18 protein-coding genes are annotated in these 25083 nt (G+C 31.3%); 7 read left to right on the top strand and 11 right to left on the bottom strand.

Annotated features, from left to right (window positions below; genetic code table 11):
* Positions 1-144: 144 nt before the first annotated feature.
* A complete protein-coding gene (locus L1S33_RS10790; protein ID WP_240562332.1) occupies positions 145-1362 on the top strand; it encodes an MDR family MFS transporter in 1218 nt (405 codons plus the stop codon).
* Between the two features lie 85 nt (positions 1363-1447).
* On the opposite strand, the gene lysS is transcribed toward L1S33_RS10790, so the two are convergent.
* Both lysS and L1S33_RS10780 read right to left on the bottom strand, forming a co-directional pair.
* A complete protein-coding gene (lysS, locus tag L1S33_RS10785) occupies positions 1448-3142 on the bottom strand; it encodes a lysine--tRNA ligase (protein ID WP_240562331.1) in 1695 nt (564 codons plus the stop codon).
* A gap of 373 nt (positions 3143-3515) precedes the next feature.
* A complete protein-coding gene (locus L1S33_RS10780; protein ID WP_240562330.1) occupies positions 3516-4019 on the bottom strand; it encodes a DUF456 domain-containing protein in 504 nt (167 codons plus the stop codon).
* Positions 4020-4190: 171 nt separating this feature from the next.
* Here L1S33_RS10780 and L1S33_RS10775 point away from each other — a divergent pair, with 171 nt between their 5' ends.
* Genes L1S33_RS10775 through L1S33_RS10760 form a run of 4 tightly spaced genes read left to right on the top strand, consistent with a single transcriptional unit; the run spans position 4191 to position 7886 of the window.
* On the top strand, positions 4191-4553 hold the full coding sequence (locus L1S33_RS10775; RefSeq protein WP_240562329.1) for a BlaI/MecI/CopY family transcriptional regulator: 363 nt from the start codon (positions 4191-4193) through the stop codon (positions 4551-4553).
* Positions 4554-4558: 5 nt separating this feature from the next.
* A complete protein-coding gene (locus L1S33_RS10770; RefSeq protein WP_240562328.1) occupies positions 4559-6115 on the top strand; it encodes a M56 family metallopeptidase in 1557 nt (518 codons plus the stop codon).
* Positions 6116-6124: 9 nt separating this feature from the next.
* Positions 6125-7378 carry a tetratricopeptide repeat protein gene (locus L1S33_RS10765; protein WP_240562327.1) on the top strand — a complete coding sequence of 418 codons (1254 nt, stop codon included), beginning with the start codon at positions 6125-6127 and terminating at the stop codon, positions 7376-7378.
* Between the two features lie 40 nt (positions 7379-7418).
* Positions 7419-7886, top strand: a complete 468-nt coding sequence (locus L1S33_RS10760; protein ID WP_240562326.1) for a PIN domain-containing protein — start codon at positions 7419-7421, stop codon at positions 7884-7886.
* Between the two features lie 42 nt (positions 7887-7928).
* Here the strand turns inward: L1S33_RS10760 and L1S33_RS10755 are convergent, their stop codons facing one another.
* The 4 genes from L1S33_RS10755 to secDF all read right to left on the bottom strand — a co-directional run bounded on the left by L1S33_RS10755 (position 7929) and on the right by secDF (position 13695).
* Positions 7929-8432 carry a hypothetical protein gene (locus L1S33_RS10755; protein WP_240562325.1) on the bottom strand — a complete coding sequence of 168 codons (504 nt, stop codon included), beginning with the start codon at positions 8430-8432 and terminating at the stop codon, positions 7929-7931.
* 6 nt (positions 8433-8438) lie between these two features.
* Positions 8439-9428, bottom strand: coding sequence for a GTPase ObgE (gene obgE / locus L1S33_RS10750; RefSeq protein WP_240562324.1), 990 nt, complete (start codon positions 9426-9428; stop codon positions 8439-8441).
* Positions 9429-9515: 87 nt separating this feature from the next.
* Complete coding sequence (locus tag L1S33_RS10745; RefSeq protein ID WP_240562323.1) at positions 9516-10634, bottom strand: adenylate kinase; 1119 nt, start codon at positions 10632-10634, stop codon at positions 9516-9518.
* Positions 10635-10725: 91 nt separating this feature from the next.
* A complete protein-coding gene (secDF, locus tag L1S33_RS10740; RefSeq protein WP_240562322.1) occupies positions 10726-13695 on the bottom strand; it encodes a protein translocase subunit SecDF in 2970 nt (989 codons plus the stop codon).
* Between the two features lie 289 nt (positions 13696-13984).
* Here secDF and L1S33_RS10735 point away from each other — a divergent pair, with 289 nt between their 5' ends.
* Positions 13985-15661, top strand: coding sequence for a formate--tetrahydrofolate ligase (locus tag L1S33_RS10735; protein WP_240562321.1), 1677 nt, complete (start codon positions 13985-13987; stop codon positions 15659-15661).
* Between the two features lie 199 nt (positions 15662-15860).
* Here L1S33_RS10735 and L1S33_RS10730 read toward each other — a convergent pair whose 3' ends face one another.
* From L1S33_RS10730 to L1S33_RS10710, 5 genes are all read right to left on the bottom strand, one after another.
* A complete protein-coding gene (locus tag L1S33_RS10730; protein WP_240551622.1) occupies positions 15861-16274 on the bottom strand; it encodes a VOC family protein in 414 nt (137 codons plus the stop codon).
* 189 nt (positions 16275-16463) lie between these two features.
* On the bottom strand, positions 16464-17390 hold the full coding sequence (gene mdh / locus L1S33_RS10725) for a malate dehydrogenase (RefSeq protein WP_240562320.1): 927 nt from the start codon (positions 17388-17390) through the stop codon (positions 16464-16466).
* A 123-nt stretch (positions 17391-17513) separates the two neighbouring features.
* A complete protein-coding gene (locus L1S33_RS10720) occupies positions 17514-18530 on the bottom strand; it encodes a DUF6588 family protein (protein ID WP_240562319.1) in 1017 nt (338 codons plus the stop codon).
* Between the two features lie 95 nt (positions 18531-18625).
* Positions 18626-20563: a DNA topoisomerase (ATP-hydrolyzing) subunit B gene (gene gyrB / locus L1S33_RS10715; protein ID WP_240562318.1), complete on the bottom strand. Its 1938-nt coding sequence runs from the start codon at positions 20561-20563 to the stop codon at positions 18626-18628.
* A gap of 274 nt (positions 20564-20837) precedes the next feature.
* Positions 20838-24290 (bottom strand): pyruvate carboxylase, encoded by a 3453-nt coding sequence (locus tag L1S33_RS10710; RefSeq protein WP_240562317.1) that lies wholly within the window; start codon positions 24288-24290, stop codon positions 20838-20840.
* Positions 24291-24811: 521 nt separating this feature from the next.
* Here L1S33_RS10710 and L1S33_RS10705 point away from each other — a divergent pair.
* Complete coding sequence (locus L1S33_RS10705) at positions 24812-25081, top strand: Asp-tRNA(Asn)/Glu-tRNA(Gln) amidotransferase subunit GatC (protein WP_240562316.1); 270 nt, start codon at positions 24812-24814, stop codon at positions 25079-25081.
* Positions 25082-25083 lie beyond the last annotated feature (2 nt).

Here is a 25083-nt window from a genome sequence, read left to right as displayed (position 1 = left end):
CATATAAGAAACAATTTACCTCTGTGAGAAACGGAAGAAGTTGGGCTGTGTATGTGTTATGATAATATCAATATAAAATCATTCAATCATAAAAAGTCCGACTTCACAGTCGGACTTTTTATTTTTACAATAATCAACCAAACCATGAAAAAATTATACACCAATTACATCAATACTTTTAGAGGCCTCTCTATAGAAGTTTGGTGGCTTTCATTAATTACACTTATTAATAGAGCAGGAACAATGGTAATTCCGTTTTTATCTATTTATTTATCTGAAAGTTTAGATTTTGAAAAATCTGATATTGGCTGGATTATGACATTTTTTGGTTTAGGTTCTGTTGTAGGAACTTGGATTGGAGGTAAGTTAACAGATAAAATTGGCTATTATAAAGTGATGTTGTACAGTTTGTTTGGAACAGGATTTCTGTTTGTAATGTTACAATATGCATCAACTTTTGAAGAATTTTGCTTCGGAATATTTATGGTAATGTTAGTTGCAGATACGTTTAGACCTGCAATGTTTGTAGCATTAAGTGCTTATAGTAAACCAGAAAATAAAACACGTTCGGTTACTTTAATTCGTTTGGCAATTAACCTTGGTTTTTCTGCTGGACCTGCAATTGGCGGATTGATAATTACGCTTTACGGTTATGAAGGTTTGTTTTGGATAGACGGAATAACATGTACGTTGGCTGCAATATTATTGTTGCAAGTTTTACATCCTAAAAAAGCAAAAATTTTAGACGAAGTAAAAGTTGAAAATCCTGTTTCGGTTTATAAGGACAAAGCGTTTTGGATATTCTTTGTGGCAATGTTCATTTTCGGATTTGTATTCTTACAATACTTTTCTACAATGCCATTGTATTATAAAGAAGCAAGAGCGTTAACAGTTTTAGAAGTTGGTTTGTTAATGGGATTCAATGGAGGTTTTATAGCAGTTTTTGAAATGCCATTGATTAAATGGTTAGAAAATACCAAGAATTCAAAAACAAAATTAGTTGCTATCGGTTTGTTTTTAGTAGCAATAAGTTTTTTAGTTTTAAACCTAACTTCTTGGGTTGGAATTTTAATATTTGGAATGTTTTTAATGACCATTGGAGAAATGATAGCATTTCCTTTTTCGAATGCCTTTGCTTTAGATAGAGCAAAAAAAGGAAATCAAGGAGAATATATGGCGTTGTACGCAATTGCTTTTTCATTATCGCATATTTTTAGTCACAATGCAGGAATGCAAATGGTAGCTAAATTTGGTTACGAGTTTACTTGGAGTGTAATTACCGTTTTAGCTTTAATTGGTGTGTTCGTTTTGTTTTGGTTGATGCGAGTTTTGAAAAATGAAAAAGGAACTACATTATTGTAGTTCCTTTTTTACTTTTTTGTCTATTAAGAAATCACATAATTTTCTCAAGATTAGATTCTGAAACAAGATCAGAATGCTAAATATTTTACAAAGCTTCCACAAACAAACCTTCGTCTGTTTTAGAAACCTTTGCAACTTCTTTTTTAGTTAAACCTTTAATGGTTTTATCCCATTTTTTGTTAGACAAACCAGATTGCGTTTTCAATTCGTTTAAATCTATTTTTTCTGCTTTAGTAATAATTTCCAAAACCGCTTTTTCTTCATCATTTAGTTCAACAGAAGGCGCTTTTTTCTCAGGACGCATTTGCGGGAAGAATAATACTTCTTGTATAGATTGGTTATTAGTTAAAAACATAATTAAACGATCCATTCCAATTCCTAAACCAGACGTTGGTGGCATTCCGTATTCTAAAGCACGTAAGAAATCTTCATCAATAAACTCGGTAGCTTCATCATCTCCTTTTTGCGCTAATTTTAATTGATGTTCAAAACGCTCACGTTGGTCAATTGGGTCGTTTAATTCAGAATATGCATTTGCAATTTCTTTACCACAAACCATTAATTCAAAACGTTCCGTTAATTCTGGGTTTTCTCTATGTTCTTTACAAAGCGGAGACATTTCCTTAGGATAATCGGTAATAAAAGTAGGCTGAATGTAGTTTCCTTCACATTTTTCACCAAAAATTTCATCAATTAATTTTCCTTTCCCCATGGTTTCATCAACCTCAATCTTCATACCTTTTGCAGCAGCTCTAATTTCATCTTCAGTTTTACCTGTAATGTCAAATCCTGTAAAATGTTTAATAGAATCTGCCATAGTAACTCTTGCGTATGGCGCTTTAAAATCTATTTTATGTTCACCAAAAGTAGCTTCTGTAGTTCCGTTTACAGCTTTAGCACAATGCTCTAAAAGTTGTTCGGTAAAATCCATCATCCAGTTGTAATCTTTGTAAGAAACATAGATTTCCATGGCTGTAAACTCAGGATTATGTGTTCTGTCCATTCCTTCATTTCTAAAGTTTTTAGAAAACTCATAAACACCATCAAAACCACCAACAATTAATCTTTTAAGATATAATTCGTTTGCAATTCTCATATATAAAGGAATGTCCAAACTATTATGATGCGTAATAAATGGTCTTGCAGCTGCACCACCAGGAATTGGTTGTAAAACAGGAGTTTCAACCTCAAAATAACCAGCTTCGTTAAAGAAAGTACGCATTGCTGTAAACAATTTGGTACGTTTAACAAATACTTCTTTTACATGCGGATTTACTACTAAATCTGCATAACGTTGTCTGTAACGCATTTCTGGATCAGTAAAAGCGTCAAACGTTACACCATCTTTAACTTTAGGCATTGGTAAAGGTTTTAAGGCTTTACTCAATAATTTAAAAGTTTTAACACGTACTGTTTTTTCTCCTACTTTAGTAGTAAATAATTCACCTTCAACACCAACAAAATCTCCTAAATCTAGTAATTTTTTAAAGATTTCGTTGTATAAAGTTTTGTCTTCACCTTGGCAAATTTCATCTCTGTTAAAATAAACCTGGATTCTTCCTTCACCATCTTGTAATTGTGCAAAAGAAGCTTTTCCTTGCACATTAATTGCCATTAATCTACCTGCAATTATAACCTGTTTGCCTTCAGAAAAAGATTCTTTAATCTGTTTTGAATTAGAATTTAACGGAAATAAATCTGCTGGATACGGATTTATACCCAAAGCACGTAATTTTGTTAACTTTTCTCTACGGACAATTTCTTGTTCTGATAACTGCATATCGGTTTATTTAGATAAATTTTTAAAAGCCGTAAAGATACAAACACTCACAGAATTAGGCAATGTAAAAAAAAACGATTTTTCATTGCAGGTTTGGTTAAAGTATTTATATTTGCAGGCTGTTTATTTTTAAGCAGCAGTTGTGTTGTTAGGCACTTAAATGTGTCAAGGTTTTTGTTAAACCGATGGAAAGCTTCCCTTAAATGGGACGCTTTTTTTTTGCACTAAATTTAAATTACTTTTTTTGAAGCTATTTCCCGCTTTCACTACTCGCTTTTTTCGTTCCTCAAAAGAGCTCAAACAAGCCGTTCAATCGGGGCTAAGTGTGTTTGCTAACTACCTTTCAAAGTTTTAGTATTGGCTTAACTACTAACTAGAAAAATACTCCTTTATATTCCCAAAACTGAATAAAAAATAACACAAAATACACAGCAGCAATAGAAAACTTAATAGTTGCTGAAGCTAAAAATCCAAGAAATGCACCAAACGAAGCTTTTAAAGCTCGGTTTGTATCTTTTCCGTCATACATTAATTCACCAATAAAAGCACCTAAAAAAGCACCGATTAACATTCCTAAAGGAACAGGAATAAAGAAAAATCCAATAAATAAACCAATTGTAGTTCCATAAACTCCAAATTTAGTTCCGCCAAATTTTTTAGTTCCCATTGCTGGAATAAAATAATCGAGAATCCATATTAAAATTGCTATTGCTAATGTAATTCCGAGAAAAGTCCAATCCATCGGATAAACCTTTGTTGAATGTAATAATAATAAACCTATCCAAGAAGTTAAAGGACCTGGTAAAACAGGTAAGAAAGAACCAATGATGCCCAAAACAACAAACACAAAGCCTAATAGAAGTAAAAATATATCCATTTAATTTTTTAATTATTATAAATCAATACTCAAAATGTAAGCCAAAGCATTGATTTTACTAACTATTAGACGATTCTTTACTTTATTTGTTACAACTTAATCAACTAAAAAATTAGTTTAAACTAATTTTTTAGTTATATTTGAAACGTAATAATATCAGAAAATTGAAGTATGAGCAAACAATTAACAAAAGCAGAGGAGCAATTAATGCAAGTTTTATGGCAGTTAAAAGAAGCTTCGGTAAAAGAAGTTATTGAAGAATTACCAATGCCTAAACCAGCATACAATACAGTTTCAACCATTATTAGGATTTTAGAGACAAAAGAATTTGTGGGCCACAAAGCAAAGGGTAGAGGTTATGTATATTTTCCATTGATAGAAAAAGCAGCTTATAGCAACCAGAGTTTACACAAACTAATGGATGGTTATTTTGAAGGTTCATTTAAAAGTATGGTTTCGTTTTTTGTAAAAGAAAACAAAATGGATATTAATGAATTGGAAACTATTTTAAAGGAAGTTAATAAGAAAAAATAATTGCCATGATAAACTATATAATACAAGTAATTCTATTTCAAGTACTGTTCTTAGCAGTATATGATTTGTTTTTAAGTAAAGAAACTTTTTTCAATAAAAACAGATGGTATTTATTAGGTACAGCAATTGTTTCTTTTTTAATTCCGTTTATTAAAATACCAAGTTTTCAAAAGGTAGTTCCACAAGAAATTTCAATCTTGTTGCCAGAAATAATGTTGTCTCCACAAAAAGTTATTGAGAGTACAACAATGTATCAATCAACATCAATAAATTATATTCAAATACTATTTTGGTTAGGTTGTGCAGTTTTCTTTGTGCTATTCCTATTCAAATTAGAAAAGATAATCCGACTAATTTTAAAACACGAAATAGTTAAAAAAACGACTTATAAATTAGTCTTATTACCAAAAAAGAGTAGTGCATTTTCATTTTTTAAATTCATTTTTTTAGGAAAAGATATTGCCGAGAATAAAAAAGAGAAAATAATACAACATGAACTGGTTCACAGTTCACAAAACCATACAGCTGACCTGTTATTTTTTGAATTTTTGAAAATTGTAATGTGGTTTAATCCTATGATTTGGATGTATCAAAACCGAATTACGTTGGTTCATGAATATATTTCAGATGAAATTGTAACCAAAGAAACTACTAAAGAAAACTACATAAATAATATACTTTCAGATCTTTTTCAAGTAGAAAATATATCGTTTATCAATCAGTTTTATAAACATTCATTAATTAAAAAAAGAATTATTATGATGACCAAAAGAAAATCAAATCAAACAAAACAACTGCGTTATTTACTGTTAGTTCCAGTTTTAGCAAGTATGTTATTTTATACAGCTTGTACGGATGAGGTTCAAAATACCGAAGATGCGGTTGCTAAAAAGGAAGTAATGAAAGTGTATTTTGGTGAAAAAAACATAAAATCTGGTTTAACAGAAGAATCTTATTTCGATTTATATGTAGGTGAATTACCAAGTACAAAAGAATTAACTTATAACGATTTAGAATTATACGAAAAAGATGAGTACGATAAGTTTAATGATAAAGCAAAAGGCAATAAGAGTAGGTTTTCAAATCCCAAAATTTATGAAGGATTAGATTCCAAAAAGAAAATGTTAGTTTTTGATTTAGATAAAATAAGAGATGCTAACGTAACAGGTGGAGTTACAGAAATTCAAGAAGTGGATAGCAAAGGAGAAATATCAGAAGACGTTCCTTTTTCAATTATAGAAACACCACCAACATTTCCAGGTTGTCCAGAAGGAGATAAAGATTGTTTCAATAAAAAAATGAGAGAATTTGTAAGAGACAATTTTGATGCCAGTTTAGGAAAAAGTTTAGGCTTATCTTCAGGTAAAAAGAAAATATATGTGCAATTTAAAATTGATAAAGATGGCTTTATTGCAGATGTAAATGCACGTGCACCACATCCAGATTTAAAAGCGGAAGCTGTTAATATGATTGATAAATTACCTAAAATGAAACCAGGCATACAAAGAGGTAATAAAGTAAGAGTAGGTTATACATTACCAATTACATTTATGATAGAATAAAAGTGGATTATGAAAAAGAAAATTTTAGTACTATTTGTTTTAATTTTTCTAACAAAAGTCGAGGCGCAAACTTCGGCTTTTACTACGATTGATAGTTTACTGCAAAAAGGACGTTATAAGATTGCGTTACAACAATTAGAAAAACTACCAGAAAGTTTTGTGTCTAATTATAAAATAGCTGCCATTTTTGAAGCAATAGACAATAATAAAAAAGCAGTTTTATATTATGAAAAAGCGCTTAGTTTTAAAGATGATTATGCTACTAAGGTAAAACTAGGTAAAGCATATCAAAAACTAAAAAAATACAAAAAAGCTATTTCAGTTTTTGAAGAAATTACTAAAAACGATTCAGAAAATCTATTAGTAAATTATAGCGTTGGGCGTCTGTATTTGTTGACAAACAAGCCTAAAAAAGCAAAAGAAATTTTTCAAGAACTAATTAAAAAAGATGCTGAAAATGCTAATTACTCATATCAATTAGGTTTGGCATATACAATGTTAAAAAAGCGAAATTTAAAAATTAATAGCTTTTTAGATACGTATAAAAAAGATGATGAACATATTAAAGCAATTCATCTATTAGCAACTTCATTTCTTAGCCTAAGAGATAGAGATTCTGCGAATATTTTTATAGAAAGAGGTTTGGTTGTGAATCCAAATCATATTCCGTTAAATAAATTAAAAGCTAATAAGTTGTATCGAGACAAACGTTATTTAGACGGAATTAGAATTTTAGAAAAAGTAGATTCTTTAAGTCCAAACGAAATGTTTACACAAAAGATGCTGGGTAGAAGTTGGTATAAATTAAAGAATTTTGAAGAAGCTAAAAAGTATTTTAAGAAGGCTAAAGAATTGGATCAAAATGATCATAAAAGTTATACTTATTTAGGTCAAATTGCTTTAGAAGAGAAAGACTTTAAAACAGCTTTTTTTCAATTTAGCATGGCAACTTTTACAGGTAAAGATAGGAGAGACGAAGAGTATTATGGTTTAGGTCAAGTAAATTTGGAAACCAAAAAAATAAAAGAAGCAATTGCTATGTTTAAAAGTGCATATCAGGAAAATCGTGCTAATTATAAGGCATTGTATCAAATGGCAACCTTGTCTCAAGAATATTATAAGGACAAGAAAATAGCATATAAACACTTTAATAATTACGTAGATAAGTTTGAAGAAAAGGATAGTTTATTAACTAATCATGCAAAAGAACAACTCACAATAATCAAGAAATATTATTTCCAAAAAGGAGAAATTTTAGATTAAACTAAAAGTTGTATTTTCACGTAATAATTTATTTAACTAAATGCGTGTATTGTTTTGTTTTTTACTAGTAATTTGTTGCACTTCGTGTACGTATTTTTATTCGGATAAAAACTCAACTCAGCAAAGTTTAGATACAATTATCAATTTTAATAAAGTTGACGTTTTTCCATCATTTTTAGAATGTAAAGACAAAATTGATGAAGCTAAAACAAGTTGTTTTAGAGAAACTATTCACAAAAAGATTGCAGCTAATTTAGCACAACATCATTTAGAAATTAAAAAACCTATTGACGAGTTCATAAATGTTGAGTTAGAGATTTCTACAGAAGGGAAATTTATTTTAAAAAAGATAAATTCTTCAGAAAATATTAGAGAACAATTACCTAAGTTAGATAGTTTACTACAAGCATCCGTAAATAGTTTACCTAAAATATTTCCTGCTATCAAACGTGGAATTCCAGTTGCTTCGCAATATTCTTTGCCGATAAGAATTCAGTTAAAGGAGTAAGTTTATTTAAGGCCTAATCTGTTTTATGCAGTCGAAACCTAATTATTTGTTAAATTTCTCTCTAAATTTCTCTGTAGACTTAACTAAATACATGCTGTAAGATAAACTACCAATAAAAATTATTTTCCATAAAATTCCTTGAAAAAGAGTGTTTGGATTAATAATAAAATTTAATATAATTATTGAAATAAATAGAATTAACGGAATTAGTGTTTTTTCAAAAGGATTTTTTTTAATCGTAATAGCACACCAAATAAATATAAAAATTACAATTAAGTTAAGGATTATATTTAAAATATCTATTTGTCCGTTATATAAGCCAAAAATTAAAAAGATAGTATTGAATAAAGCAATAATTGAAATTATTTTCTTGCTCCTACCTAAAGATTCATCAGTGTCATAAACAACTCCTTTTTTCATTATGAATTGTCCAATATGTTTAGATTTTTCTTGCTCAGATCCGTTAAAAGGGAAATCACATTTAATACAGTTATCAACACTTTGTGTTGATTCGTTTTTACAGGCTAAACAAATAATTTTTTCCATAGGTATCTAATTCAACATTTTCCATAGTTTATCTTTTAATTCAGTAATACCTTGTTGGGCAACAGAAGAGATAAATAAAGCTTCAATACCTTCTGGTAAATCTTGCTTAATTTCTTCTTTTAATTCATCATCCAACATATCTGATTTTGAGATTGCTAACAACTTATCTTTATCTAATAATTCTGGATTGTGTTTTTTAAGTTCGTTTAGTAAAATTTCATATTCCTTTTTAATATCATCACTATCAGCAGGAACTAAAAATAACAAAGTAGAATTACGTTCAATATGACGTAAAAATCGGTGTCCTAAACCTTTTCCTTCGGCTGCGCCTTCAATAATTCCAGGAATATCTGCCATTACAAAACTTTGATAATCACGATATTCTACAATACCTAAATTAGGCTTTAGCGTTGTAAAAGCATAATCTGCAATTTTTGGTTTTGCTGAAGTAATAACAGATAATAAAGTTGATTTTCCTGCATTAGGAAAACCTACCAAACCAACATCTGCTAATAATTTTAATTCTAATCTGTACCAACCTTCTTGGCCTTCAATACCAGGTTGCGCATAACGAGGTGTTTGATTTGTAGAAGATTTAAAATTCCAGTTTCCAAGTCCACCTTTTCCTCCAGGTAATAAAATTACTTCTTCTTGATCTTCAGTTATTTCAAACAATATTTCATCAGTATCTGCATCTCTAACAATGGTTCCTAAAGGAACAGGAATTACAGCATCTGCACCATCTGCGCCAGAACTACGGCTTGCGCTTCCGTGTCCACCGTGATCTGCTCTAAAGTGCTTTTTAAACTTTAGGTGAAATAATGTCCACATATTTTTATCGCCACGAACAATTATATGTCCGCCGCGACCACCATCTCCACCATCTGGACCACCTTTGGTAATAAATTTTTCACGATGTAAATGCACCGATCCACCGCCGCCTTTTCCAGATTCTGCGTGTATTTTTATGTAATCAACAAAATTTCCTTCAGTCATGGTTTCTGTTTAATCGTGTAATTGTTTATTCGTTTATTTGTTTAAATAGTTTATTCGTTAAACGGATAAACTAATCAACTATATAATTTATAATGTATCAAAAACTTCAGATAAACGTGCTGTAATTTCTTCAATAGAACCTACACCATTTATACCAAAGTAATTTCCTTGTGCCTCGTAAAAATCTTTTAAGATGGCTGTTTTTGTATTGTATTCGTTAAAACGATTTCTAATTTTAGATTCGTCAGTATCATCTGTTCTTCCACTAGTTTTACCACGTTCTAATAAACGCTCTACTAATAAATCTTCAGGAACTTCTAAAGCAACCATACCGTTAATACGTTCTCCTTTTTCAGCTAAAAAAGCATCTAAAGCTACTGCTTGATCTTCAGTTCTTGGAAATCCGTCAAAAATAAATCCGTTAGCATTAGCATTTTTTTCAACTTCAGCTTTTAACATGTTTATGGTAACTTCATCTGGAACTAAATCTCCTTCATCCATATATTTTTTGGCTAATAAACCAAGCTCAGTTTGATTTTTTATATTATAACGAAATACATCTCCAGTAGAAATGTGAATTAAGTTATACGTGTCTTTTAAAACTGTTGCTTGTGTTCCCTTTCCTGCTCCTGGAGGGCCAAATAATACGATGTTTTTCATTTTAGGTTGTGTTGTTAGTTGGTATATTGAAGGTAGATTTCTACCTAATTCGTTGTAGTCTAATCCGTAGCCAACAATAAATTTGTCGTCTATGTTTTTACCAATATAATTTATTGGCAACTCTTTTTTGTAAACATCTGGCTTAAAGAATAATGTTACAATTTTAAGTTCTTTTACATTGTGGCTTCTAAAAATTGTATAAATCTCCTGTAATGTTGTTCCTGTATCAATTATATCTTCAAGAATTATAACTGTTCTTCCAGTTAAATCTTCATTTATACCTACTAGTTTTTTTACATTTTCGGTTGAAGATGTACCATTGTAAGATGCCAGTTTTACAAATGAAACTTCGCAATTACCATTATATTCTCTAATAAAATCTGCGGCAAATACAAAGCATCCGTTTAAAATACCAACAAATATTGGCACTTCATTTTTGTCTATATCGCTTTCTACTTGTCTTGCTAAATTTTTAACAATGCTAGTAATTTCATCCGAAGGGATAAACTCTTTAAAATATAAATCGTGAATTCTTGTTATTTTCATCAGGTTGCAAAGATAGTTGCTTGATATTAAATACAAAAACCGTTTTTAGCGATAACTTAAAACGGTTTTTGAATATTTTGTGAAAAGAGTTTTAGTTCTTTTTGTTTTCTTCTTTTTTAGAAGTATCGTACATTAATGGAGTAGCCACAAATAAAGATGAATATGTACCTACAACAACACCTACAATTAAGGCAAACATAAATCCTCTAATAGAATCTCCTCCAAAGAAGAAGATTGCTAACATTACTAATAATGTTGTTAAAGATGTATTTATTGTTCTTCCTAAAGTAGAACTTAATGCTTTGTCTACATCTCCTTCAGCAACTGTTTTCTTACCACCAACAAAATCTCTAATTCTATCAAAGATAACCACGGTATCATTTAATGAATATCCAACTACAGTTAATATAGCTGCAATAAATGATTGCCCGATTTCCATATCAAATGGCATTATTTTATAGAATATTGAGAATACTCCTAATACAATTAATACATCGTGGAATACAGCTCCAACAGCACCAATAGAATAAGACATTTTTCTAAAACGTAATAAGATGTATAAGAATACAACTATTAATGAACCAATTACAGCCCATAAAGCAGATTTTTTAATATCATCTGCAATAGTTGGTTCTACTTTCATATAGCTCATTACTCCACTTCCTGCTTTTTCAAAACCAGGTTTAAAGGCTTCGTAAGTAGTGTCTCCTAAATAAGATTTTAATCCAGTAAATAATGCATTTTGAACATCGTTGTCAACATTTTTACCTTCTTCATCAATTTTATAAACCGTTGTTATTTTTAATTGATGATCGTTTCCATAAGTTTTTACTTCGGGAGCAGTACCAAATGCGTCTTTTAATGTATTTGCAACTTCTGTTGGGTTCATTGTTTGATCAAAACGAACAACATAAGAACGTCCTCCTTTAAAATCAACTCCCTGTTTTAATCCTAAAGTTCCAATAGAAACTAAACCAGCTAAAATAATAGCACCAGAAATAAAGTAAGCAATCTTACGTTTTTTTAAGAAGCTTATGTTAATGTTTTGGAACCATCCTTTAGAAATTGAAGTGTTAAATGTTAAGTTACTTCCTCTTGCAACAGCACCATCAATAAACAAACGAGTAATAAATACTGCTGTAAATAATGATGTTAAAATACCAACCATTAATGTTAATGCAAAACCTTTAATTGGTCCAGTTCCAAATACGTATAAAATAACTCCTGTTAAGAAAGTAGTAATATTTGCATCAATAATTGCAGATAAAGCTCCTTTAAAACTAAATCCTTCTTCTACAGATTGTTTTAAACCTTTTCCTCCGTAAAGTGCTTCCTTAATTCTTTCAAATATAATTACGTTTGCATCTACAGACATACCAATTGTTAAGATAATACCAGCAATACCAGGTAATGTTAACACAGCATTAAATGAAGCTAAAACTCCAAAAATAAATAAGATATTTACTAATAATGCAATGTCTGCATATAAACCAGCTTTACCATAGTATAAGAACATCCATACTAATACTAATAAAATTGCTAAGCCAAAAGACCAAGTACTTGCACTAATAGATTCTTTACCTAAAGATGGTCCAACAACTTCCGATTGAATAATTCTTGCAGCAGCAGGTAATTTACCAGCTTTTAAAACCGTAGCAATATCTTCAGCTTCTTCAACTGTCATAGTTCCACCAGAGATAGAAGTTCTACCACCAGTAATTGCACCAGGAACAGATGGAGCAGTATATACATAGTCATCTAAAACAACTGCTACAAATTTACCAGTATTATCACCAGTTAATTTTGCCCATTGCTTAGAACCAGAACTGTTCATTGTCATACTAACTTCAGGCTTACTTAATTGGTCGTAAACTTGTGCAGCATCTAAAATAACATCTCCTTCTATATTTGCAACATCGTTTCTGTTACCTTTAATAGCGTATAAACCAATGTATTCAGTTCCGTCAGTTCCTGTATTAGATTTATAATCCCATAAGAATTTTGTGTACTTTAAGTTTGCAGGTAATAAAGCAGTAACTTCTTTCATTGCTAAAAGAGTATTAACCTTAGCAGTATCTAATACACTTGCATTAGCAACTAAAGAGCTAATTTGTTGTTGGTTTTGAGCAACCATTGGTTGTAAATACTTAAACAACGATTCTTGTTGAGCAACCTTTGTAGAGTCTGCACTTTCACCTAAAAGATCATCAATACTATTTGTATCTGTAGAATCTTTAGCTTGTTCTGTAACTGAAGTATCTTTTAATAATTCGCTTACTTTTGCGTTCGCTTCAAAGAAAAAGTTTTGTACTTCTGCGTTAGTATGTACTTCCCAGAATTGTAATTCTGCAGTACTTTGTAATAATTTTTCTACACGATCAATATCTTTAGCTCCTGGTAATTCAATTTGAATTCTTCCAGAGTTTCCAATACGTTGTATGTTTGGTTGTGCTACACCAAATTTATCAATTCTACTACGTAATACTTCAAAAGCAGTATTAATAGAACTGTTAATTTCTTCTTGTAAAATAGGTTTAACCTCAGCGTTTGTCTTTTTAAAGTCAATTTTTTCACGTAAAGCTTTAGTTCCAAAAACTCCAGGATCACTTAATTTAATAGTACCGTTTGCTTCCGTTTCAAAAGCATTAAAAAATAAGTCTAAGTAGTTATCTTGACTATCTTTTTGAGCTTCATCAGCATTTGCTAACGCTTTTTTAAATACCACACTCTTAGAATCGTTAGATAAACCAATTAAGATATCTTTTACAGATACTTGTAAAATGGCATTAATACCACCTTTTAAATCTAACCCAAGGTTCATTTCCTTGTCTTTAATATCATTGTAGGTATACCCAGCAATAATATCTTTGTTAGCAACACTATCTAAATATTTTTTCTCTAGCGTAGCAAGTTCTCTACCTGTTTTTTCAACAGCCATTTCCTGAGAATAGGCTTTTGCACTGTTCTCTACATTGTTTGTAAAAAACGAAAATGATAATTGGTATAAACTAACTAATCCAAAAAGGATAGCGAATACTTTAATAAGTCCTTTGTTTTGCATCTTTATAATTTTGTTCGACTTTTGTGTAAAAACGTGCAAATATAGTATTTCAAATACTCTTACCCAATTCTTTTTTAATACAATTGCAAGTGTTTTAAAAAGTTAATTTTTTTACTTACAAAAAACAGTATATTTACTTGGTTTTTATTGTATTGAAATATTGCTATTTGGGCGTTCGAGCGGGCTTTCATTACTCGCTTTTTATTCGTGCCTCATAAAAGAGCTCAAACACGCCATTCAATCCCTAACGCAAAACCAAAATTGAACATAAACAACTAAAAAGATAAGAATGAGTTTTAAATCGGATATAGAAATTGCACAAGAAAAGCATTTATTACACATAAAAGATATTGCAAAAAAGCTTTCTATTAAAGAAGACGATTTAGAAATGTACGGAAAATACAAAGCTAAATTACCTTTACATTTAATAGATGAAGAAAAAATAAAAAACAACAATCTTGTTTTAGTAACCGCATTAACACCAACGCCAGCAGGCGAAGGAAAAACCACAGTTTCAATTGGTTTAACCGAAGGTTTAAATAAAATAGGAAAACAAGCAACCGTAGTTTTAAGAGAACCATCTTTAGGGCCCGTTTTTGGAATAAAAGGAGGTGCAGCTGGTGGCGGATTCTCGCAAGTTGTACCAATGGAAGACATAAATCTTCATTTTACGGGAGATTTTAACGCTATTGAAAAAGCCAATAACTTATTGTCTGCCTTAATTGATAACAATTTACAAAGCAAAGAAAATAACTTAAATATAGATCCAAGAACTATTTTATGGAAACGCGTTATCGACATGAATGATAGAGCGTTGCGAGATATTACAATTGGTTTAGGGGGAACAGCAAACGGAATTCCAAGACAAGACGGATTCAATATTACGCCAGCTTCAGAGGTAATGGCAATTCTTTGCATGACAACCGATTTCGAAAACCTTAAAAAACGTTTAGGAGATATTTTTATAGGATTTACTTTTGATAAAAAACCTGTTTTTGCACGCGATTTAAAAGCCGAAAACGCCATGGCAATTCTGTTAAAAGATGCCATAAAGCCAAATTTAGTACAAACATTAGAAGAAAATCCTGCAATTATTCACGGTGGACCTTTTGCAAATATTGCACAAGGAACAAATACTTTAATTGCTACCAAAATGGGACTTTCATTATCCAATTATGTAGTTACAGAAGCTGGTTTTGGAGCAGATTTAGGAGCGGAGAAGTTCTTGAATATAAAATCTGCTTTTGGAGGTTTAAACCCTAAGTGTGTAGTTTTAGTGGCAACAATTAGAGCATTACGTCATCATGGAGGCGCACAAAAAGAAGCGTATAATACGCCAGATTTAGAAAAAGTAAAAACGGGATTTTCAAACTTAGAAAAACATATAGAAAACATCAGAAAATTTAATATTGAACCTGTGGTTGCAATCAATTCTTTTGTATCAGATTCTGATGAAGAAGTGAATTTTGTGATAGAGAAATGTGCAAGTTTAGGTGTACAAGCAGTTTTATCTAAAGGTTGGGCAAATGGGGGAGAAGGAACTAAGGATTTAGCAACTGCTGTAGTTGATGTTGTGGAAAATAAAGCGACAGAGTTTAAGCCGTTATACAATTGGAAGTCTCCTGTAAAAGATAAGATTGAAACTATAGCTAAAGAAATTTATGGAGCAACTTCTGTAGAATACGATAATAAAGCAAAGTTAAATTTACGTAGAATTGATAGGTTAGGTTTTAACGATTTTGCAATTTGTATGGCAAAAACACAGAAATCATTTTCTGATAATGCTAAACTGATTGGAAGACCAGAAAACTTTGTAGTTACCGTTCGTGAAATAGAGATTGCTGCTGGTGCACAATTTATAATTCCTATTTTAGGTAAAATGATGCGAATGCCAGGTTTGCCGTCAAAACCAGCTTCCGAAGGAATGACAATAGATAATAATGGTGTAATTTCTGGGTTGTCTTAGTTTTATAGAAAAATATTAAAAAAAACTCCAATTTTAAGAATTGGAGTTTTTTTATGGTTTCGCTAACGTGTTTGTATATGGTTTGTTGCGTGGTTTTGCACGTAATTTAGCAAATACAAACCAAATAGAAAATCCGCGAGGATTTTCGTAAGTAGGCTAGAACTAGCAATAAATTATATACGTTGTTACCTGCTGGCTTTTATTCGGCAAAAACCTCATTATTGTTTGAAAATGATTTAAATTCTATTGGGTTTCCACTATAATCAAATACAAACATTGTCATCTGTTCTCCAACTTTTCCTTCGTATCTCTTTTGTGGTTTAACTACAAAGTCAATTTTCTCCGATTTCAGTTTCTTTTCAATTCTTTCGAACTCGCTTTTGTCCAATAAACACCCAAAATGAGGAATTGGAACACTTACTCCATCTACTTTTCCACAATAATCCAATTCAGGAAATTTATTACTAACGTGAGCAGATAGTTGATTATCAAAAAAATCAAAATCAATCCAAGATTCAGTTGACCTTCCTTCTTTACATCCTAAAATTTCTACATAAAATTTTCGTGTTGACTCGATGTCTTTTACTTTAAAAGCGAAGTGAAATATACTCATATTTTCTATTTTTTTCTTTTTGTTCGGTTGTTCAGCTTGCAGGTAACTTAAATGATATGCCGAGTTTTAATTCGATATATCAGGAGTTAGCGAAGTTCGTATTTTTTTATGAGAAAGTCAAGTGAAGTAAAACCATAAAAAAAAAGCAACTCATTTGAGTTGCTTTTTTAAAAGAATATAAGTTTACTATTATAATTCTAATGCAGCGTTGTTGTTTTTAACAGCTTCTGCAGAAGAGCTTAAATGCGCTTTTTCAGCGTCAGATAAATTAATTTCAACAATATTTTCAATTCCGTTTTTACCTAATACAACAGGAACTCCAATACATAAACCAGATAAACCGTATTCTCCATCTAATAAAGCAGAACAAGGAAAAATCTTTTTAGTATCACAAGCAATAGCTTGTACCATTCCAGAAACTGCAGCACCTGGCGCATACCAAGCAGAAGTTCCTAATAAACCAGTTAATGTTGCTCCACCAACTTTAGTGTCTTGCATAACTTGGTCTAATCTTTCTTCTGATAAAAATTCTGAAACTGGTACAGAGTTGCGAGTAGCTAATCTAGTTAAAGGAACCATTCCTTTATCTGAGTGTCCACCAATAACCATTCCGTCTACATCAGAAATAGGAGCTCCTAAAGCTTCTGCTAATCTATATTTAAAACGAGCTGAATCTAATGCTCCACCCATTCCAATAATTCTATTTTTTGGTAATCCAGTTGTTTTATGAACTAAATAAGTCATTGTATCCATTGGATTAGAAACAACAATAATAATTGTGTTTGGAGAGTGTTCAATTAAGCTTGCAGAAACCATCTTTACAATACCTGCGTTTATTCCTAATAACTCATCACGAGACATTCCTGGTTTACGAGCAATACCAGAAGTAATTACACAAATATCAGAACCTGCAGATTTACTATAATCTCCAGTTGTTCCTGTAATTTTAGTGTCAAAACCGTTTAAAGAAGCGGTTTGCATTAAATCCATTGCTTTACCTTCAGCAAAACCTTCTTTAATATCTACTAATACAACTTCAGAAGCGAAGTTTTTTATTGCAATATATTCTGCACAACTTGCGCCTACTGCTCCTGCACCTACAACTGTTACTTTCATTTTATGTTTTTTTATTGTGTTATTAATTTAAGTTACACAAAAGTAGTTATTTACGGAGTTATATAAAAGTAAAACTCCATTGAAATTTCAATGGAGTTAATATAAAATAATGTAATTTTATTTCTACCTGAAACTAAATGCAATACCTGCATTTACTGAATTGTATTCTTGAAATGTGTAGCTTCCAAATACTTTGAAAAACCCTAAACTTATTCGTGTTCCAAGGGTTGCGTTCATTCCGCTAGAGTTAAAGTCTAAATTTAATGGATCGTTAAGAGTTCTTTGGTTTAAAGAAGCGTTATATGAAACAGTATATTTTCCAGACATTACAAAAGAAGAAGAGCCGCCATTATAACCAACACCTCCATAAACGTTAATGATAGGAAAATTTAAAGAAGCAATTGCTTGAATTGTATAAGAATTTAAATCAAAATCTACTTTACCATTTTCAATTTCAATATCATCAGTAGGATCTTCGTCTGTAATATTGTAATCAACATTCATGGTAGAATAAGCAGCTAATAAAGAAATGTGTAGCGGTATTTTTCCTAAAGGACCAAACCAATCTGTTATTTCTTTTTTCAAACCAACACCAAATAAACTCCCTTTTACGTCATTATCTCCAACTTTAGGAACGTAACGTACCATAATGTCAGATTGAAATGGAAGTCCTAAACTTGCTTGTATTGCCGGAGCAGGAACAGCATTTATTGGTAGCTCTTCTTTTATTCCGCCAGGCATATCAAAAGTTCCGGTAAAAGTAATTCCATTTTCTTGAAATGTAACTGTAGCTGTGCTTCCATCATTTTCTGAGCCAGCAATTGTAGCTGAAGTTAAATTTCCAGATGGTTGATTTACCGAGTTTAAGTTTGTTAATGAAAATATTTCATCTTTTGAAGGAACTATAGAACCACTAACTCCAATTGTAATATCGAATCCAAATTTCTTATGAACTTTTGCTGTATGATACCAGCCATTACTCATGCTAAAAATTAGTCCGTTCATAACAGGATTTACGTATCCTTCTGCTAAGCGGTTTGTATCTTCTGAAGCAGCAAAAAGAATTCCTTCTGCACCATCTTGTGAGTATATATTAATTGTTGAGACTGAAAATAAAAGTAGTAAAAGTATTTTTTTCATGTTGTAGTAGTTTTACGTAAATATATGAAACTGAAATTTAGTGCATAAAAAAGCCCAATCTAAATTAATTGGGCTTTTAAGTTTGTTGCTAATAATTAAGCATCAATATTTGCATATTTAGCATTTCTTTCAATAAAATCTCTACGCGGTGGAACTTCGTCTCCCATTAACATAGAGAAAACTCTATCTGCTTCTGTAGGGCTATCAATAACAACCTGACGTAGCGTTCTAAATTCAGGATTCATTGTTGTGTCCCAAAGTTGTTCTGCGTTCATCTCTCCAAGACCTTTATAACGTTGAATATTTACTGAACCGCCCATTTGCTGTGCAATTAAATCACGTTGATTGTCATCCCAAGCGTATTCTCTCTTTTGACCTTTCTTAACTAAATATAACGGTGGTGTTGCAATGTAAATGTAACCTTGCTCAACCATTTCTCTCATGTATCTAAAGAAGAATGTTAATATTAAGGTAGCAATATGCGATCCATCTACATCGGCATCACACATAATAACTACTTTATGGTATCTAACTTTTGATAAGTTTAATGCTCTTGGGTCCTCTTCAGTTCCAATAGAAACTCCTAAAGCGGTAAACATGTTTTTGATTTCTTCGTTTTCAAAAACTTTATGCTGCATTGCTTTTTCAACATTTAAAATTTTCCCACGTAGTGGAAGAATTGCTTGAAAGTTTCTGTCACGACCTTGTTTTGCTGTTCCACCTGCCGAATCTCCCTCAACTAAGAAAATTTCACATTGAGCTGGATCCGTTTCAGAACAGTCAGATAATTTACCAGGTAAACCTCCAATAGACATTACAGTTTTACGTTGTACCATTTCTCTGGCTTTACGTGCTGCGTGTCTTGCGGTTGCTGCTAAAATTACTTTTTGAACAATTGTTTTTGCATCATTAGGATTCTCCTCTAAGTAATCAGTTAACATTTCTGAAACTGCTTGAGAAACTGCAGAAGATACTTCTCTGTTTCCTAATTTGGTTTTTGTTTGTCCTTCAAATTGTGGTTCTGCAACTTTTACAGAAACAATAGCTGTTAAACCTTCACGGAAATCATCTCCAGCAATTTCGAACTTTACATTTTTCAATAAACCAGATTCATCAGCATACTTTTTTAAAGTATGTGTTAATCCACGTCTAAAACCAGATAAGTGTGTTCCTCCTTCGTGCGTATTAATGTTGTTTACATACGAGTGTAAATTCTCTGAATACGACGTATTATAAACCATGGCAACTTCAACAGGAATTCCGTTTTTCTCACCTTCCATAGAAATTACTGTAGCTGTTAATTGCTCACGAGTAGAATCTAAATATTTGATAAATTCAGGTAAACCTTCTTTAGAGTGAAATGTTTCAGAAACAAAGTTTCCTTCATCATCTGTATTTCTTTTATCTGTTAGAGTGATTGTAATACCTTTATTAAGGTACGCCAATTCACGCATACGCGTTGCTAATGTTTCGTAATTGTATTCTGTAGTTTGCTGAAAAATAGAAGTATCTGGTAAGAAAGTTACTATTGTTCCAGTAAAATCAGTTTCTCCAATTGTTTTAACTGGATATAATGTTTTTCCTTTAGAATATTCTTGTTGCCAAACTTTTCCTTCTTTATGTACTGTTGCTGTTAAGTGTTCAGATAATGCGTTAACACAACTTACACCAACACCATGTAAACCACCAGAAACTTTATAAGAATCTTTATCAAATTTACCACCAGCACCAATTTTTGTCATTACAACTTGTAATGCAGAAACGCCTTCTTTTTTGTGAATTCCAACTGGAATTCCACGACCGTTATCTTTAGTTGTGATAGAGTTGTCTTCGTTTATTGTAACATCAATTGTATCACAATAACCACCCATTGCTTCATCAATAGAGTTATCTACAACTTCATAAACTAAATGGTGTAAACCACGTACGCCAACGTCTCCAATATACATTGAAGGACGCATTCTTACATGCTCCATTCCCTCTAGTGCCTGGATGCTGGACGCATCATAATTATGTTTTTTTTCTTCGCTCATTATAAAGTGAATTATTAAGTTTTAATTTCATAAAAAATCGTCTTTAAATAAGACGACTTGAATTGTATCAAATTTACGAAATTTTGATATTAAATAAAAGCTTTTAATGAAGTGAAGTTGATAATTATCAACATTTGTTAAGAAGAAAAAAGTGGCTTAAATCGCTTAAAAATGACTTTAAATTTAATTTGAATACTTTTTTATGTTGATGTAAAATTGAAAAACCTAAAAAACCTCGCAAAAGCGAGGTTTTTAATTTGTTGGAAATGGTGTTTTATGCTAATTTAATCACTAAATCTTCAGAATTTACCATAATGCCAGCTTTTAAAACGAGTTGTTTTATGGTTGCGTCTTCTGTCGCTGTAATTGTGGTTTCCATTTTCATGGCTTCAATAATAAATAAAGGTTGATTTTTACTTACTTTTTCGCCTTTCTTAACCAAAATAGTAGATAACATTCCTTGTAAAGGAGCACCAATTTCTTTCTGGTTGGCTTTGTCTGCTTTTGCATGTTCTACTTTATCAACTTTAATAGATTTGTTTTTTATCTGAACAGATCTTCCTTGTCCATTCACTTTAAAATAAACAGTTACCATTCCGTCACTATTTGGTCTTCCAATAGAATCTAAGGTAATCAATAAGGTTTTTCCTTTATCGAGCTCAATAATAATTTCTTCGCCTCGTTCCATTCCGTAGAAGAAATTTTTGGTTGGTAAATTTATTAAACTGTCGAATTTTAAGTGCTTGTTATAGGCTTCTGTAAATACTTTTGGATATAATTTATAGGATAAGAAATCAGTAAAATCGATTGGTCTACTTAAATCGTTTTCAAATATTTTTCTGAACTCTTTGTATTCTTTGTCAATATCAATAGGTTCAATATGTGCGTTTGGTCTGTCTGTGTAAGGTTTTTCATCTTTCAAAATTAACTTTTGTAGCTCTTTTGGAAAACCACCAACAGGTTGACCTAAATCTCCTTTAAAGAAACTTACTACAGATTGCGGAAACGAAATGGTGTCACCACGCTCTAAAACATCTTGAACTGTTAAATTGTTACTAACTAAGTATTGTGCCATGTCTCCAACTACTTTAGAGCTAGGCGTTACTTTTACAATATCTCCAAAAAGTAAGTTAACATCTCCGTACATTTTAGTAATTTCATGGAACCTATCTTCCAAACCTAAAGCCTGAGCTTGTGGTTTTAAGTTTGAATATTGTCCGCCTGGAATTTCATGTTGAAAAACTTCACCAGAACCTGCTTTTAAGCCAGATTCAAACGGATAATAATATTCTCTTACAGTTTCCCAATAATTAGAATATTCATTTAAAGAATCGATATTTAAACCGCTTTCTCTTTCGTTGAATTTCATCATTTCTACAACCGAATTAAAGTTGGGTTGGGATGTTAATCCAGATAAACCGCCAAGAGCAACATCAACAACATCTACACCAGCTTCAATAGCTTTTAGGTAGGTTGCGGATTGTATTGATGAAGTATCATGTGTATGTAAATGAATAGGAATATTTACTTCTTGTTTTAAGGCTGAAACCAACTCGAAAGCTGCATACGGTTTTAATAAACCAGCCATATCTTTTATGGCAAGAATATGAGCACCTGCATTTTCAATATCTTTTGCTAAAGTTGTGAAGTATTTTAGGTTGTATTTTTTGTTTTTTGGGTCTAAAATATCGTTTGTATAACAAATTGAACCTTCTGCTAAACCATCTGTTTTTGTACGAACATGTTCGATACATGGTGCAATCGATTTCATCCAGTTTAATGAATCGAATATTCTAAAAATATCGACTCCGTTTTCCCAAGATTGCTGTACAAAACTTTCAATTAAATTGTCTGAATATGCTGTGTAACCAACTCCGTTAGAACCTCTAATTAACATTTGAAGTAATACATTTGGCATCGATTTTCTTAATAATCGTAGGCGTTCCCAAGGATTTTCTTGTAAAAAACGCATACAAACATCAAAAGTTGCGCCTCCCCAAACTTCCATGCTAAAGATATTTGAATTGTTTTTTGCGTAACCTTCAGCAACTTTTAGCATATCATACGTGCGCATTCTGGTTGCTAATAAACTTTGATGTGCATCTCGCATTGTGGTGTCTGTAAAATGAACTTTCTTTTCATTTTTTAACCATTGAGAAAACTTGTCTGGGCCTAATTCTGTTAATAAATCTTTTGTTCCTTTTGGAAATGCTGCATTTGCATCAAACTTAGGAACAATAGGTTGTGAAAATGTTTTAGTTGGATCTAATTTTTTAACATCCGGATTTCCGTTTACAATAACATCACCTAAATACGTAACTAATTTTGTAGCTCTATTTCTTGGTGCTTTAAAGATGAATAAATCAGGATTTTGTTTAATAAAGTTTACGGTTACTTCACCTTTTCTAAAGGTTTCGTGTTGTAAAATATTATCCAAAAATGGCATGTTGGTTTTTACACCTCTAATTCTAAATTCAGCTAAAGCTCTCCTTATTTTTCTACAAGCACCATCCAAAGTTCTGCTATTTGCAGTAACTTTTACTAACATAGAGTCGAAGAAAGGAGAAATTATTGCACCTTGATAAACGCTTCCGGCATCTAAACGAATTCCGAATCCAGACGCACTTCTGTAGGTTGTAATTTCTCCGTAATCAGGTTTAAAATCGTTTTGAGGATCTTCCGTAGTAATTCTACATTGCAACGCGTAACCATTTACTTTTACAGCTTCTTGATTTGGTATCTTAATTTGCTGATCTGCCAGTTTATAACCGCCAGCAATAAATAACTGTGTTTTTATTAAGTCGATATTTGTTACTACTTCTGTAACCGTGTGTTCTACTTGAACTCTTGGATTTACTTCAATAAAATAGATAGAACCATCATCATCAACTAAAAATTCTACGGTTCCAATATTGTTATAATTTACAGCTTTACAAATGTCAATTGCATACTTGTAAAGTGCATCTTTTGTTTCTTGTGCTAAATCAAATGAAGGAGCAAATTCAATTACTTTTTGGTAACGACGTTGCACAGAACAGTCACGTTCAAAAAGGTGAACTGTATTTCCGTAATTATCGGCAACAATTTGAATTTCTATATGCTTCGGGTTTTCAACAAATTTTTCTAGAAAAACTGTGTCGTCTCCAAAAGCATTTAATGCTTCTCGCTTACTTTCGTTAAAAGCTCTTTTTAATTCGTCTGCTTTTCTAATAACACGCATTCCTCTTCCGCCTCCACCAGAAGCAGCTTTTAGCATAATTGGATAGCCGATTTTATCAGCTTCGCTTAAAGCAGTTTCAATATCCTTTAAAGGTTTGTTATTGCTTTTAATAATTGGAATATTATTAGCAACAGCAACTTCTTTTGCGGTAATTTTATCACCTAAAGACTTTAGAACAGACACTTTTGGTCCAACAAAAATAAGGCCGTTGTCTTCGCATTTTTGAGCAAGATTTGCATTTTCAGATAAAAAACCATAACCAGGATGTATAGCGTCAGCGCCACTTTCTAAAGCAACTCTAATAATTTCATCAATGTTTAAATACGGTTTTAGAGGTTCGTTGTTTTCTCCAATCTGATAAGATTCATCAGCTTTATATCTGTGTAAAGAGTATCTATCTTCAAACGTATAAACACCTACGGTTTTAACGTTTATTTCTGTACAGGCTCTAAAAATTCTAATAGCAATTTCTCCTCTGTTGGCAACAAGTACTTTTTTAATTTTCATTTTTGTTGTTGTGTGTTTTGAATTCTGTTAGCGAATGTTCGCTGTAAAAATAAGAAACGAAAATTTAATTATCAATAAATTTTCAATTAGAATGTTATTGCTTATTAACAATCTAGTTTTTTTTAGTGCCAATTTTAATTATTTTAAAGCATGTGTACAGTGTCTTTAAAATCTTTATTTAATGAAAGTACATGTAATATTTTGCGTTATTTTACAATATCTGTAATTAAATACCAATATTTTACAAATACTTCAATAGCCTTATAAAAATAAGAGAAAGAGGTTTTTGTACCATATTTTCTACATATATTTGTCAGTAATATAACAAAAATGGCAAACAATAATAACAATCGTAATTTCAATAATCCTAATTTATAGGACGGAAGGCTGTTGTTTAGAAATATATAAAGCCTTCCAAATTTTGGAAGGCTTTTTTAATTAAAGAAATGCTCCTCGTTTTTTATTGCGGGGTTTTAAATGAATTGTCATTCTCGCGAAAGTGGGAGACTAAAAATAAAGAAATGAGTAAAATAATGACTGTCGACATTTTGTCGAGTATTAAAGGAGCTAAAGAATCTGAAGCTGTAGGTAAATTGTTTGAAACAATTAAAAACGCAAATACTTCAAATAATAATGCTATTAATGCAAATCATAATAACGCAGTGTCTTTAGATGAATTAAGAGAAGACATTGTAATTGATAGTCCGCAAGCGGAAAAAGAAATCATTATTGAAAACTTCCCAAAAGAAAAGAACGGATTTTTAGTAGTTGCTAAAGTGATAGAAGAATAATT

The organism is Tenacibaculum aquimarinum, from assembly GCF_022478115.1.
GTDB classification, from domain to species: domain Bacteria; phylum Bacteroidota; class Bacteroidia; order Flavobacteriales; family Flavobacteriaceae; genus Polaribacter; species Polaribacter aquimarinum_A.
Note: the sequence above shows the minus strand (reverse complement) of the source record. Positions and strands in the feature narration are given on the sequence as shown.